The sequence below is a fragment of the Pseudomonas sp. GYB4201 genome (assembly GCF_056312595.1).
Map to the genome: position 1 here is coordinate 53,481 of NZ_JBWGIG010000029.1, position 14,146 is coordinate 67,626.

The window sequence follows — 14,146 nt, forward strand, 5'->3', positions numbered from 1 at the left end:
TGGAAGCCGACGCCAGTGTGCCCTGCCCCGCCCCCCAGGATTTAGCCGAAAACGACACGCTCATGCCCACCGCGGCCATGGCGACGATCACCCCTTGCCGCGCCGTGCCGGCGCTTACAGAATCGGCCAAAAGCCCCTCACCAAAGGACTCGCCTCATGATGCACGTGGATCTGATTGACCAGGATGACCTGCTCGGCCAACTCAAGGCCCTGGGCTTCGAGATGCCCGCCGGCGCCAGCGCCGAGCAGGCCTGCGAATGTGCAGTGCGCGGCCTCAGCGAGGCGCGCGCCAAGGCCTTGCGAAGAATGGTCGAGCAATTGCTGACCGGCAGCGCCACCATCCTGCCGGCGGTACGCCAGGCCATCGACAAGCAACTGCTGCCCGCGCTGGCGCAATTTCAGCAATCCAGGGTTTGAGCAACGTCAGGAAGCCCTGCCCTTTTCCCACAGCCCTATCAATGGCCTAGATTCGACAGCTCCGGCAGGCACGGCGCCTGCCCCAGCGAACCGCCATCGAGGGCCCCCGCATGAATTACCCTGGCACCGCATTTATCGTCGGCAACACCCTGATAGGGCTTGACGAGGACGTCGACGACCCGTCACGCGATGACGTTTTAAATAGCACCCTGTATGCCCAGCTCGACGCCGACCGCACTGCAAGCAAACATCAAGACATAGAGCGCTGGTTCTGTGCCTACCGCAACACCCTGGCCACTCTGGGCTGGAAGATAGTGCGAGAAAACAATGAGACGTGGGCACGATCCGACTCACTGTCGGCACAGGAGAAAACCTTGCAGATGATCCAGCGGGTCGGTAATCCGCAGCTGGCGAGGCTTACGGAAAGATGCATAGGTGCATTCCGATCGACCCCTTCGCCCAATTGGCAGGAGCCGACAACGCCATGGCAGGAAGTACCGCCCATCTCCTTCATGATGATTCCGTGCGTACCCATCAGCACAAGGAAGGTGTCGATCGTGCTCGCGGCAAACGGTGCGCTATGCGCCGCCGACCCCGACGCGTGGATGAGCGGGCAAGAGCAGACGCTCAGAATCAGGGCTTGCTGCATGGAACTCGACACTGATCATTACCAAAAAAATCGCTGGGCCATTCAAGAGCACCTAAAGCTCGAAGCCTTGAAAATGATCCGTATCACGTTGCTCAGCTGAAGCCACGCGTCGCTCAAAGAACACCTTGGTCGTGCTGTAATGCCCATGGCAGAGGCATCGAATCCAGGCTTGCATAAACAAAACACATACCCGCATAACCGTTTCGCGGCAGACGGCCCGTTGATCCAGTCGTAACTTCTTTCCTACAGCGCCCCGGCGCCATGACAAGAAAGAGAGTATGCCGATGAACAACCGCCCTGCTGTAGACGTCAAGGCGTGGATCGACTCACGCGCCATTTCCCCCTACCAGTGGCTGGTGCTGGCACTGTGCTCGCTGATTATCCTGTTCGACGGCTACGACGCCGCAGTGATGGGCTTCATCGCCCCCGCCCTGGTGCAGGACTGGGGCCTGGCGCCCGCGCAGATGGGCCTGATCCTGGGCGCGGCAATGTTCGGCGTAGCCTTGGGCGCGCTGGTGGCCGGCCCCTACTCCGACCGCCTGGGCCGCAAGCGCGTGCTGCTGGTGTCGATCTTCTGCTTCGCGCTGTTCAGCGTGATGTGCACCTTCGCCCGCAACCCTTATGAAATGGCCCTGCTGCGCTTCCTCACCGGCCTGGGCCTGGGCGCGGTGATGCCCAACTGCGTGACCCTGGTGTCGGAATACATGCCCGAGCGCCGCCGTGGCCTGCTGATCACGCTGATGTACTGCGGCTTCAACATCGGCTCCGGCGCTGGCGGTTTCGTCGCTGCGGGCCTGCTGCCGGTGGGCGGCTGGAAGTCGGTGCTGCTGCTGGGTGGTATCTGCCCACTCATCGTGCTGCCGCTGCTGGTGTGGCTGCTGCCCGAATCAACCTTGTACATGGTGGTGCGCAACCACGCCCAGGGCAGCATCGGCGACATCCTGCGGCGCATGGGCGGCGCGTTTGCCGAGGGCACGCGCTTTACCCTCAAGACGCCGGCCCTGGACAAGAAGGCCCAGGTGTTCAAGCTGTTCTCCAACGGCTACGCCCACGGCACGCTGATGCTGTGGCTGACCTATTTCATGGGCCTGTTCGTGATCTACCTGCTCAACGGCTGGCTGCCGACCATCATGCGCGCCGGTGGCCTGAGCCTGGAGAAAGCCGCCATCACCGCCGGCCTGTTCCAACTGGGCGGCACCCTGGGTGGCCTGCTGGTGGGCAGCCTGATGGACCACTTCAAGTCGCGCAAGAAGGTCATCGGCCTGTTCTACCTGTTGGGCATGTGCTGCCTGCTGGCCGAGGGCATCTTCGGCTTCGGCCCTACCGTGCTGGGCATGCTGGTGTTCGTCAGCGGCATGTGCGTGAACGGCGCGCAGACTGGCCTGCAAGCCTTCTCCCCAACCTTCTACCCCACCGAAATGCGTGCCACCGGTGTCAGCTGGATGCACGGCATCGGCCGCAGCGGCGCTATCATCAGCTCGTCCATGGGCGGCTTGCTGCTGGGCGCGTTCCCGGGCACCACCAGTATCTTCATCGTGTTGTCGATCCCGGCCCTGTTCGCCGCGCTGGCCATCGTCAACCACCGCAATGCCGTAGCCGAACCCGCGACCGACCGCGCTGCGCCACGCGTGGTCGAGGCGCCTAGCCAATGAGTGATTCATGAGTGTACTGACCCAATCCAAGATCGACTGCCACCACCACATCTTCGACCCGGTGCAGTTCCCCTACGTCGCCGACACCCAGTACCGCCCCGAGGGGCACGAACTGGGCACCGCGCTGCAGTACGGCGCGGTGATGCAGGCCTACAACATTCGCCACTCGCTGATCGTCGGCCCTACTTCGGGCTACAACACCGACAACCGCTGCCTGCTGGCGGCGCTGGCGGCAAACCCCGGGCGCTCCAAGGGTATTGCCGTGGTGCCGCTGACCATCGGCAGCGACGAACTGGCGACGCTCAAGGCCCAGGGCGTGGTGGGCATCGCCTTCAACGTGGCCATGCTCGGCACCGCGCCGTTCCTGGAGGTGGATGGGCTAATGGGGCGCCTGGCCGAATTGGAGCTGTTCGCCCAGGTGCAGGTGATGGACGACCAGCTGCCCGCGCTGATGCCGCTGCTGACGCGCAACCGCACGCCGCTGCTGATTGACCACAGCGGCCGCCCGGACGTGACGGCTGGGCTTGGCCAGCCGGCGTTCCAGGCGCTGCTGTCGCTGGCAGACAAGGAACGTACCTTCGTGAAACTCTCGGGGCTGTCGAAGTTTTCCCGCCAGGCCTACCCGTGGGCCGACGGCCACCCCTACCAGCTGGCGCTGCTGGAGGCGTTCGGCGCCGAGCGCTGCATGTGGGGGTCGGACTGGCCGTTCCTGCGTGCCAACGAACGCATGGACATCGGCAGCCTGTTGCTGCTGGTGGAGCAACTGTTCCCGGATGAGAAGGTGCGCGAGCAGATCTTGTGGAGCACGCCGAAGCGGGTGTTTGGGTTTGCCGAATGATCGGTTGTGCTGCCTGACGCGGCCTTCGGCCGCTGCTACGGGAATGATTTTTTCGCATTCCATGTAGCACCGGCCGCAGGCCGCGTCCGAGGCCCTAAATCCGCACGCTGGCAAACGTCGATTCGTTGCGCGCCTGGCTCAACGCCGACATCGGCCCCGACAACGGCGCCAGCACCATGGCCTGCGGAATCGGCATCATGGCCACCTGCTGGGCGGTGTTGGAACCCACGCGCTCGTCGCGCGGCGGAATGCCGAAGTATTCGCGGTAGCACTTGGAGAAGTGCGGCGTGGACACGAAGCCGCACACCGACGCCACTTCGATGATCGACATCGGCGTCTGCTTCAGCAACTGCCGCGCGCGAATCAACCGCAGCTTGAGGTAATAGCGCGACGGCGAGCAGTGCAGGTACTTCTGGAACAGCCGCTCCAGCTGTCGGCGCGACACCGACACATACACCGCCAGCTCATCCAGGTCGATCGGCTCTTCCAGGTTGGCTTCCATCAGCGCGACGATTTCCTGCAGCTTCGGCTGGTTGGTGCCCAGCATGTGCTTGAGCGGCACGCGCTGGTGATCCTGCTCGTTGCGGATGCGCTCGTAGACGAACATTTCCGAGATGGCTGCCGACAGCTCGCGGCCGTGGTCGCGGCTGATCAGGTGCAGCATCATGTCCAGCGGCGCGGTGCCGCCGGAGCTGGTGAAGCGGTTGCGGTCGAGGGTGAACAGGCGGGTGCTCATGGCCACCCGCGGGAAGGCTTCCTGCATCGACGCCAGGCACTCCCAGTGCACGCTGCAGTCGAAGCCGTCGAGCAGGCCGGCGCAGGCCAGGGCCCAGCTGCCGGTGCACACCGCGCCAAGGCGCTTGGACTGGCGCGCCTGGCTCTGCAGCCAGGTCACGTGCTCGCGGGTCACGGTGCGTTGAATGCCGATGCCGCCACAGACAATCACGGTATCCATGGCCGGAGCCTTGTGCATTGCCGCATCCGGGGTGATCTGCAGGCCGTCGCTGGCCCAGACCTGGCCGCCGTCCACGCTCAGGGTGGTCCAGCGATACAACTCGCGGCCGGACAACTGGTTGGCCATGCGTAGGGGTTCTACTGCAGAGGCCAGGGAAATCAGCGTGAAATTATCCAGCAGCAGAAAGCCGATGGATTGAGGCGTACGGGTCTGGGGTTGGGCCCCGGAGTTGAACGACGTCATCGCGGTATCTCCTCACTCAAAGCGGGTGATGGCCTCAGGCGGAGGCTCTTGTTATGGCCCTGCTTGCTGGAGGGCTTTGCGATGACAACGCAAATGCCATGCCTAAAGTTGAATGGCTATTCAATAAATCCTGAAAACGACGTCGCTCTGCGGCCAGACGTCGCAGCTGGCAAGATGCCATCCTTGGCAGCCCTCAAGGGCTGTGAGCACTTCGGTAGCACTTGTGTGAAGCGACGGGTGGAAGGGGGGAAACGAGTGTCACCCCAAGCACGGGCCGGCGCCCTCCAGGGGAAGTACGCCGGCGCAGTGAACGGTAGGCGCTAAACGCGCCAAAAGGTTGCGAGGCCGCCGCGCCGTGAACGAAAACGGCGCAGGCTCAACATTCGATGGCGCTGACCGCCAGGCCGCCGCGCGAAGTCTCCTTGTACTTGTCGTGCATATCGGCACCGGTGTCGCGCATGGTGCGGATCACCCGGTCCAGGGAGATGAAGTGCTGGCCGTCGCCGCGCAGGGCCATTTGCGCGGCATTGATGGCCTTCACCGCAGCGATGGCGTTGCGCTCGATGCACGGCACCTGCACCAGGCCACCCACCGGGTCACAGGTCAGGCCCAGGTTGTGTTCCAGGCCGATCTCGGCGGCGTTTTCCAGCTGCGCTGGGGTGGCACCGAGGATCTCCGCCAGGCCGGCCGCCGCCATGGCGCAGGCCGAGCCCACCTCGCCCTGGCAGCCCACCTCGGCACCGGAAATGGAGGCGTTCTTCTTGCACAGGATGCCAATGGCGGCGGCCGCCAGCAGGTAATCGACGACGTTGGCCTCGCTGACCTCGTCGCTGAACTTCATGTAGTAGTGCAACACCGCCGGAATGATGCCGGCCGCGCCGTTGGTCGGCGCCGTCACCATGCGCCCGCCGGCGGCGTTCTCCTCGTTCACGGCCAGGGCAAACAGGTTCACCCACTCCATCGCACTGAGCGTGGAGCCGATGACGTTGGGCTTGTTCAACTCTTGCAGACTGCGGTGCAGGCGCGCGGCGCGGCGGCGCACGTTGAGGCCACCGGGCAGGATGCCTTCGTGCTTGAGGCCGTGTTCCACGCAGTCCTGCATGGCCCGCCAGAGCTTCATCAGGCCGGCGCGGATCTCCTCCTCGCTGCGCCAGGTCTTCTCGTTGGCCATCATCAATTGCGACACACGCAGGTCGTTTTGCTCGCACAACTCCAGCAGTTCCACCGCCGTGTCAAAGTCGTAGGGCAGCACGGTGTTGTCGGCGTCGAGCACGCCGCTGGCAGCCTGGGCCGAGTCCACCACGAAGCCGCCGCCCACCGAGTAATAGGTGTCGCGGTGCAGCTCACCCAAGGCGCCTTCGGCGATCAGGGTCATGGCGTTGGGGTGGTACGGCAGGTTCTCGTCGAGCATCAGCATGTCGCGCTGCCACACGAAGGGGATCGGCCGCTCGTTGGCCAGTTGCAGGGTGTCGGTTTCGCGCAGGGTGGCGATGTGCAGGCTGATGGTGGTGGGGTCCACCGCGTCCGGCCATTCGCCCATCAGGCCCATGATCACGGCGTTGTCGCTGCCATGGCCGACGCCGGTGGCTGACAGCGAGCCGTACAGGCGCACTTCCACCCGTTGCACCTGTTGCAGCTCGCCGCGTTCGCGCAAGCCCTGCACGAACAGCGCGGCGGCGCGCATGGGCCCCACCGTGTGGGAGCTGGACGGCCCGATGCCGATCTTGAACAGGTCAAACACACTGATTGCCATTGCCGCGCACCTCCTGATTTGGGCAGACCGGGCCGCCACGGGCGGCCGCTGGCGCAACTGCTACGCTTGAGCCGCGTGCGCCGGATTGCCTTCATCATCGGCTTTGCGGCGCAGGGCGCGACGTCTGCAACCGACCCGCTCATGCCCAGCAACGCCTGCGCCCCCAGGAAGGCGTTTTCAGCCATGCCGCTGGTCCAGAATCACGCTTGCAGGGTGCGGAAAATCTGTAAGCGACGTCACCGGCACTGGAAGCGACTCCCTATGTACTGGTTACGACCCCCCCTGTAGGCGCGGGATTTTCACTGGTCCATGATCAATCTCGACTCGATTGCAAGGCACCCGGTTAGCGCTGTCCCAGCGGCGCACCGCCCGCCACCCAACCGCGACCAGAAAGCGGGTCAGCCTGAGCAGGCCGCCCGAGAAAAAACATCCAGGAGCGCAACCCCATGAAAGGTTCACCATCGTTGTTGTTGGCCGCCATGTTGAGTCTGCCGATGCTGGCCCACGCCGCAGAACCGGCCCAATGCGACACCGTCAATTTCTCCGACGTCGGCTGGACCGACATCACCGTCACCACCGCCGTCACCAGCGCCGTGCTGCAGTCGCTGGGCTACAAGACCAACACCACCATGATTTCCGTGCCCGTGACCTACAAGTCCCTGGCCGACGGCAAGAACATGGACGTATTCCTCGGCAACTGGATGCCGACCATGGAGAACGACATCAAGCCGTACCGTGATGCCGGCACCGTGGAGACCGTGCGCGCCAACCTGGAAAACGCCAAGTACACCCTGGCCGTGCCCCAGGCGCTCTACGACAAGGGCCTTCATGACTTCAGCGACATCGTCAAATTCAAGAAGGAGCTCGACGGCAAGATCTACGGCATCGAACCGGGCAACGACGGCAACCGCCTGATCCAGAGCATGATCGACAAGAACGCCTTCGGCCTGAAGGACGCCGGCTTCAAGGTAGTGGAGTCGAGCGAAGCCGGCATGCTCAGCCAGGTGGACCGCGCCAACCGCCGCGGCACCGACGTGGTGTTCCTGGGCTGGGAACCGCACCCGATGAACACCCGCTTCAAGATCAAGTACCTGACCGGCGGCGATGACTACTTCGGCCCCAACTTCGGCCAGGCCACCATCTATACCAACGTGCGCAAGGGCTACACCCAGGAATGCAGCAACGTCGGCCAGCTGTTGAAGAACCTGGCCTTCACCCTGCCGATGGAAAGCTCGCTGATGGGCAATATCCTCGACGACAAGATGAAGCCTGACGCCGCCGCCAAGGCGTGGCTGAAAAAGAACCCCCAAGTGCTCGACACCTGGCTGGCGGGCGTGACCACCGTGGATGGCAAACCAGGCCTGGAAGCCGCAAAAGCCAAGCTGACGCAGTAACCGCAGACCTTGCGGCGGGTGCGCCCGCCGCAAGTCGTTCTTTCAACTTGCATGCGGACGTTCACTACCATGCTGACAGATCATAAAATCCCGCTGGGCCAATACATCGCCAGCTTCGTCGACTGGCTGACGCGACACGGCGCCAGCACCTTCGACGCCATCTCCTCCTCCCTCGAAGCGATGATCCACGGCCTGACGTTCTGCCTGACCTGGTTCAACCCATTCGCCCTGATCTTCCTGATAGCCGCGCTGGCACACTTCATCCAGCGAAAATGGGGGCTGACCGCCTTCGTGGTGCTGTCGTTCCTGCTAATCCTGAACCTTGGCTACTGGCAGGAAACCATGGAAACCCTGGCCCAGGTGCTGTTCGCCACCCTGGTGTGCGTGGCCGTGGGCGTGCCGCTGGGTATCGTCGCGGCGCACAAGCCAATGTTCTACACCATGATGCGCCCCGTGCTCGACCTGATGCAGACCGTACCGACCTTCGTGTACCTGATCCCAACCCTCACTCTGTTCGGCCTGGGCGTGGTGCCGGGGCTGATTTCCACGGTGGTGTTCGCCATTGCCGCGCCCATCCGCCTGACGTACCTGGGCATCCGCGACGTGCCCCACGAGCTGCTGGACGCCGGCAAGGCCTTCGGGTGCTCGCGCAGCCAGCTGCTGTCGCGCATCGAACTGCCGCACGCCATGCCCAGCATCGCCGCCGGCATTACCCAATGCATCATGCTGTCGCTGTCGATGGTGGTCATCGCCGCCCTGGTGGGCGCCGACGGCCTGGGCAAACCCGTGGTCAACGCACTGAACACCGCCGATATCGCCCTGGGCTTCGAAGCAGGCCTGGCCATCGTGCTGCTGGCGATCATGCTCGACCGTATCTGCAAACAACCCGAGCCAAAGGTAGGGGGTGACGCATGAGCATAATCCGCTTCGACAAGGTAGACGTGGTCTTCTCCAATAAACCGCGGGAGGCCCTCAGCCTGCTGGACCAGGGCCTGTCGCGAGACCAGATCCTGAAGAAGACCGGCCAGGTGGTAGGCGTGGAAAAGGCCAGCCTGGACATCAACAAGGGCGAGATCTGCGTGCTGATGGGCCTGTCGGGCTCGGGCAAGTCCAGCCTGCTGCGCTGCATCAACGGCCTCAACACGGTAAGCCGCGGCAACCTGTTCATCGAGCACGAAGGTGCGCAGATCGACATCGCCAACTGCACCCCGGCCGAACTCAAGCTGATGCGCACCAAGCGCATCGCCATGGTGTTCCAGAAGTTCGCCCTGATGCCCTGGCTGACGGTGCGCGAGAACATCAGCTTCGGCCTAGAGATGCAGGGCCGGCCGGAGAAGGAACGGCGCCAGCTGGTGGACGAGAAGCTGGAACTGGTGGGCCTGACCCAATGGCGCAACAAGAAGCCCGACGAGCTGTCCGGCGGCATGCAGCAACGGGTAGGCCTGGCTCGCGCCCTGGCCATGGATGCCGACATCCTGCTGATGGACGAACCCTTCTCGGCCCTCGACCCGCTGATTCGCCAAGGCCTGCAGGACGAACTGCTGGCCCTGCAGAACAAGCTCAGCAAGACCATCGTCTTCGTCAGCCACGACCTGGACGAGGCGCTGAAGCTGGGTAGCCGCATCGCCATCATGAAAGACGGCAAGATCATCCAGTACAGCAAGCCCGAAGAGATCGTGCTCAACCCTGCCGACGACTACGTGCGCACCTTCGTCGCCCACACCAACCCGCTGAACGTGCTGTGCGGCCGCAGCCTGATGCGCACACTGGACAACTGCAAGCGCATCAACGGCTCGGTGTGCCTGGACCCGGGTGGCGACTCATGGCTGGACCTGGCCGAAGGCAACACCATCAAGGGTGCGCGCCAGGGCGCCGGCGTGCTGGACCTGCAGAATTGGGTGCCGGGCCAGGCCGTGGACGGCCTGGGGCGCCAACCGACGCTGGTGGGCGCCGACATCGGCATGCGCGACGCGCTGCAGATTCGCTACCACACCGGCAACAAGCTGGTGTTGCACGACAACAACCGGGTGGTGGGTATCCTGGGTGACAGCGAGCTGTACCACGCGTTGCTGGGCAAGAACCTGGGGTGACCCTGACGCGACCGCTGCTACACGTAGCAGCGGCCGCCGGCCGCGTCCCAGGCACCACCACCCATCAACGGCGAATAAACTCCCGCCCACCCAACGCCAGCAACTCCGCCTGCATCTGTTCCAGGCGGTCCTCTTCTTCTTTAGCGTCCTGCTTCATGGCCTTCACCAGGCCGAACATGAACAGCACCAGCACCACCGAGAACGGCAGGCCTGCCAGCACCACCATGGTCTGCATGGCTTCGAAGTTGCCTGCGAACAGCAGGCCGATGGTCACTAGCGTGATGATCGCCGACCAGAGGATACGCAACCAGTGAGGGGCATCTTCATCCACGTCGCCGCCTTTGCACGACAGGTTGGCCATCATCACCGCGCCGGAGTCGGCCGGGGTGAGGAACAGCACGAAGCCGACGAAAATAGCCACGCCGATGACGACCTTCGACGCCGGGTAGTGGTCCAGCAGCTGGTACATGGCCATCGAAGGCTGTTCCAGCGCCGTCTTGCCCAACTCCACCGCATTCTGGTTCATCACCAGGTCCAGTGCGGTATTGCCGAACACCGACAGCCACGCCAGGGTGAAGCCCAACGGAATCAGCAGCACGCCAAACACCAGTTCACGCACCGTGCGGCCACGGGAAATACGCGCGATGAACATGCCCACGAATGGCGCCCAGGAAATCCACCACGCCCAGTAGAACAGGGTCCACAGGCCCAGCCAGCGCTCGGACTTGGCGGTGTCGCCGGTGTACACGTACAGGTCGAAGGTCTTCAGCACCACGCCGTTCAGGTAGTCGCCGATGTTCTGGATGAAGCCGTTGAGCAGGTGCAGCGTGTTGCCGGCCAGCAGCACGAAAATCAGCAGGCCGCTGAACAGCACGATGTTGAGGTTGGACAGCCGGCGAATGCCGTTCTCCACGCCGGACACTGCGGCGATGGTGGCCACCGTGCTCATCACCAGGATCACGATCAGCAGGTTGGTGTTGCTGTGCTGCATGCCGAACAGGTGCTCCAGCCCCGACGACACCTGCATGGCGCCGATGCCCAGGTTGGTCACCAGGCCCAGCAGGGTCACGAACATGCCGAAACCGTCCACCGCGTCACCCGCCAGGCCCTTGACCCAGCGCTGGCCCACCAGTGGGTACAGCGCCGAGCGCAGCGCCAGCGGCTGGTTGTGCCGGTAGGCGAAATACGCCACCGCCAGGCCCACCAGCGCATAGATCGCCCAGCCGTGCAGGCCCCAGTGCAGGAACGTCAGATGAATGGACTGACGAGCGGCTTCATGGCTGGCCGAAACGCCCTCGGGCGGGTTGAAGAAGTGGTCCAGCGGCTCGGAAGCGCCGAAGTACAGCAGCGAAATACCGATGCCCGAGGAGAACAGCATGCCGGCCCACGCGCCGTAGCTGAAATCGGGGGTGTCGTCCTTGGTCCCCAGCTTGAGTTTGCCGAACGAGGTGAACGCCAGCGCCACCACGAACACCAGGTAGGCGCCGATCACCAGCATGTAGTACCAGCCGAAACTTTTCGACAGCCAGTCCTGGGCCACGCCCAGCAAATGCCCGGCCTGCTGGGGTGCGGCGATCAGCACCGCGGTGAGCAGCAATATCAGAATCGTCGATGCGTAGAACACGACGGGGTTGAGCCGAACCCTTTCGGTGGGGTTCTTGATCAAGGAGGCAGAACTCATGGCACAGATGCTCCAGGCAGTGCGAGAGAAGGACACACAGGGACTCATTCCTTTGGCGAATGGAGCAATTCCCACACGCCAAGGAGTGATATAAAGCACCTCGATTTTTTTCGGAGTGCCATTTGTGCCACCAGGACGCCCGCAAAGCATGTCAATGGCACAAATTGTCGCAGATCTTATTCTTTGTTGATTGAACGTTCAATCAAAACAAAATAGACTGGTCTTCGCCGAGACGGGCGGCTTGCTGTCCGTCGCAAGGCCAAAGGAGAAGTTTTCAATGCCCAAGGTCGGTATGCAGCCCATACGCCGCCAGCAGTTGATCGAAGCCACTTTGCTTGCGGTCGACCAGGTCGGGATGGCAGATGCCAGCATTGCGCTGATCGCCCGCTTGGCAGGGGTGTCGAACGGAATCATCAGTCACTACTTTCAGGACAAGAACGGCCTGATCGCGGCGACCATGCGCTACCTGATGAACGCCCTGATCGAAAACGTCCGGGCCCGGCGCCAGGCACTGGGGGACGAAAGCCCCCGCACCCACCTGCAGGTGATCATCGAAGGCAACTTCGACGCCAGCCAGGTCAACGGCCCGGCGATGAAAACCTGGCTGGCCTTCTGGGCCGCCAGCATGCACCAGCCGTCTTTGCACCGGTTGCAGCGGATCAACGACCACCGCCTGTATTCCAACCTGTGCTGCCAGTTCCGCCGCGTCTTGCCGCAGGAACAGGCACGCACCGCCGCCCGCGGGCTGGCGGCGCTGATCGACGGGCTGTGGTTGCGCGGCGCGCTCTCGGGCGACGCCTTTGACACTGACCAGGCGGTGCAGATCGCCTACGAATACATGGATCAGCAACTGGCGAAGCAGATGAACTAGCGGCAAGCCGCTCGCATCTGCCCAGCTCCCAGACAAGCACTTGCGAGGACACTATGGCCCGTTTCGAACTGCAAAAACTCTACATTGACGGCGGTTACGTGGACGCTTCCAGCGACGCCACCTTCGACGCCATCAACCCGGCCAACGGCGAAGTCCTTGCCCAAGTGCAACGGGCGACCGAGGCCGACGTGGAGCGCGCCGTGGTCAGCGCCGAAAAGGGCCAGAAAGTCTGGGCCGCCATGACCGCCATGGAGCGCTCGCGCATCCTGCGCCGCGCCGTGGACATCCTGCGCGAGCGCAACGATGAGCTGGCCGCGCTGGAAACCCTGGACACCGGCAAGGCCTATTCGGAAACCCGCTACGTGGACATCGTCACCGGTGCCGACGTGCTGGAATACTACGCAGGCCTGGTGCCGGCCATCGAAGGCGAGCAGATCCCGCTGCGCGATACCTCGTTCGTCTACACCCGCCGCGAGCCGCTGGGCGTGACCGTGGGCATCGGCGCCTGGAACTACCCGATCCAGATCGCCCTGTGGAAATCGGCCCCGGCCCTGGCCGCCGGCAACGCGATGATCTTCAAGCCCAGCGAAGTCACCTCGCTGACCACCCTGAAGCTGGCCGAGATCTACACCGAGGCCGGCCTGCCGGCAGGCGTCTTCAACGTGCTGACCGGCAGCGGCCGCGAAGTGGGCAGCTGGCTGACCGAGCACCCGCGCATCGAGAAAATCTCCTTCACCGGCGGCACCGACACCGGCAAGAAGGTCATGGCCAGCGCTTCCAGCAGCTCGCTGAAGGAAGTGACCATGGAACTGGGCGGCAAGAGCCCACTGATCATCTTCGACGACGCCGACCTGGACCGCGCTGCCGACATCGCCATGATGGCCAACTTCTACAGCTCGGGCCAGGTGTGCACCAACGGCACCCGCGTGTTCGTGCCCAACGCCCTGAAGGCGGCCTTCGAAGCCAAGATCGTCGAGCGTGTGCAGCGCATCCGCGTCGGCAACCCGGAAAACGAAAACACCAACTTCGGCCCGCTGGTGAGCTTCGCCCACATGGAAAGCGTGCTGGGCTACATCGCCAAGGGCAAGGAAGAAGGCGCGCGCGTGCTGTGCGGCGGCCAGCGCCTGACCGAGGGCGAGTTCGCCCAGGGCGCCTACGTGGCCCCGACCGTGTTCACCGACTGCCGCGACGACATGACCATCGTCCGTGAAGAGATCTTCGGCCCGGTGATGGCCATCCTCGGCTACGACAGCGAGGAAGAAGTAATCCGCCGTGCCAACGACACCGATTTCGGCCTGGCCGCCGGTATCGTCACCCAGAACCTGACCCGCGCACACCGCGTGATTCACCAACTGGAAGCGGGTATCTGCTGGATCAACGCCTGGGGCGAATCCGACGCCAAGATGCCAGTGGGCGGCTACAAGCAGTCGGGCGTGGGCCGCGAGAACGGCATCAGCTCGCTGAACCAGTACACCCGGATCAAATCGATCCAGGTCGAGCTGGGCGAGTACGCCTCGGTCTTCTAACGCCGCCCCGCCACCCCGTAGGAGCCGACCTTGGTCGCGATGCAGACGCCGCGCGACCAAGTCGAACCGCAGCGATG

12 protein-coding genes are annotated in these 14,146 nt (G+C 63.6%); 9 read left to right on the forward strand and 3 right to left on the reverse strand.

Features of this window, described 5'->3' with window-relative positions; all coding sequences use genetic code 11:
- Window positions 1-156: 156 nt before the first annotated feature.
- The 4 genes from AC0Z2B_RS23615 (at window position 157) to AC0Z2B_RS23630 (ending at window position 3,556) form a co-directional block, all read left to right on the forward strand.
- Complete coding sequence (locus tag AC0Z2B_RS23615; protein WP_476299792.1) at window positions 157-417, forward strand: hypothetical protein; 261 nt, start codon at window positions 157-159, stop codon at window positions 415-417.
- Window positions 418-527: 110 nt separating this feature from the next.
- Window positions 528-1,166, forward strand: a complete 639-nt coding sequence (locus AC0Z2B_RS23620) for a hypothetical protein (RefSeq protein ID WP_476299794.1) — start codon at window positions 528-530, stop codon at window positions 1,164-1,166.
- 184 nt (window positions 1,167-1,350) lie between these two features.
- Window positions 1,351-2,718, forward strand: coding sequence for an MFS transporter (locus AC0Z2B_RS23625; protein ID WP_473004734.1), 1,368 nt, complete (start codon window positions 1,351-1,353; stop codon window positions 2,716-2,718).
- A gap of 7 nt (window positions 2,719-2,725) precedes the next feature.
- The gene (locus AC0Z2B_RS23630) at window positions 2,726-3,556 is read left to right on the forward strand and encodes an amidohydrolase family protein (RefSeq protein WP_476299796.1); all 831 of its coding nucleotides are present in this window, start codon (window positions 2,726-2,728) and stop codon (window positions 3,554-3,556) included.
- 94 nt (window positions 3,557-3,650) lie between these two features.
- Here AC0Z2B_RS23630 and gbdR read toward each other — a convergent pair whose 3' ends face one another.
- Window positions 3,651-4,754, reverse strand: coding sequence for a choline metabolism transcriptional regulator GbdR (gene gbdR / locus AC0Z2B_RS23635; RefSeq protein ID WP_416427269.1), 1,104 nt, complete (start codon window positions 4,752-4,754; stop codon window positions 3,651-3,653).
- A gap of 376 nt (window positions 4,755-5,130) precedes the next feature.
- A complete protein-coding gene (locus tag AC0Z2B_RS23640) occupies window positions 5,131-6,507 on the reverse strand; it encodes an L-serine ammonia-lyase (protein ID WP_476299798.1) in 1,377 nt (458 codons plus the stop codon).
- A 446-nt stretch (window positions 6,508-6,953) separates the two neighbouring features.
- On the opposite strand from AC0Z2B_RS23640, the gene AC0Z2B_RS23645 reads away from it, so the two are divergent.
- The 3 genes from AC0Z2B_RS23645 to choV all read left to right on the forward strand — a co-directional run bounded on the left by AC0Z2B_RS23645 (window position 6,954) and on the right by choV (window position 9,991).
- Window positions 6,954-7,901 carry a choline ABC transporter substrate-binding protein gene (locus AC0Z2B_RS23645; RefSeq protein ID WP_416427272.1) on the forward strand — a complete coding sequence of 316 codons (948 nt, stop codon included), beginning with the start codon at window positions 6,954-6,956 and terminating at the stop codon, window positions 7,899-7,901.
- A 69-nt stretch (window positions 7,902-7,970) separates the two neighbouring features.
- Window positions 7,971-8,816 carry a choline ABC transporter permease subunit gene (choW, locus tag AC0Z2B_RS23650; protein WP_416427273.1) on the forward strand — a complete coding sequence of 282 codons (846 nt, stop codon included), beginning with the start codon at window positions 7,971-7,973 and terminating at the stop codon, window positions 8,814-8,816.
- A complete protein-coding gene (choV, locus tag AC0Z2B_RS23655) occupies window positions 8,813-9,991 on the forward strand; it encodes a choline ABC transporter ATP-binding protein (protein ID WP_416427274.1) in 1,179 nt (392 codons plus the stop codon). Before choW ends, choV begins: the two co-directional genes overlap by 4 nt.
- A 64-nt stretch (window positions 9,992-10,055) precedes the next feature.
- Here choV and AC0Z2B_RS23660 read toward each other — a convergent pair whose 3' ends face one another.
- Window positions 10,056-11,615, reverse strand: coding sequence for a BCCT family transporter (locus AC0Z2B_RS23660; protein WP_476299823.1), 1,560 nt, complete (start codon window positions 11,613-11,615; stop codon window positions 10,056-10,058).
- A 334-nt stretch (window positions 11,616-11,949) separates the two neighbouring features.
- On the opposite strand from AC0Z2B_RS23660, the gene betI reads away from it, so the two are divergent.
- Together betI and betB are read left to right on the forward strand one after the other, a co-directional pair.
- Window positions 11,950-12,543 (forward strand): transcriptional regulator BetI, encoded by a 594-nt coding sequence (betI, locus tag AC0Z2B_RS23665; protein WP_416427276.1) that lies wholly within the window; start codon window positions 11,950-11,952, stop codon window positions 12,541-12,543.
- 53 nt (window positions 12,544-12,596) lie between these two features.
- The gene (betB, locus tag AC0Z2B_RS23670; RefSeq protein WP_476299801.1) at window positions 12,597-14,069 is read left to right on the forward strand and encodes a betaine-aldehyde dehydrogenase; all 1,473 of its coding nucleotides are present in this window, start codon (window positions 12,597-12,599) and stop codon (window positions 14,067-14,069) included.
- Window positions 14,070-14,146 lie beyond the last annotated feature (77 nt).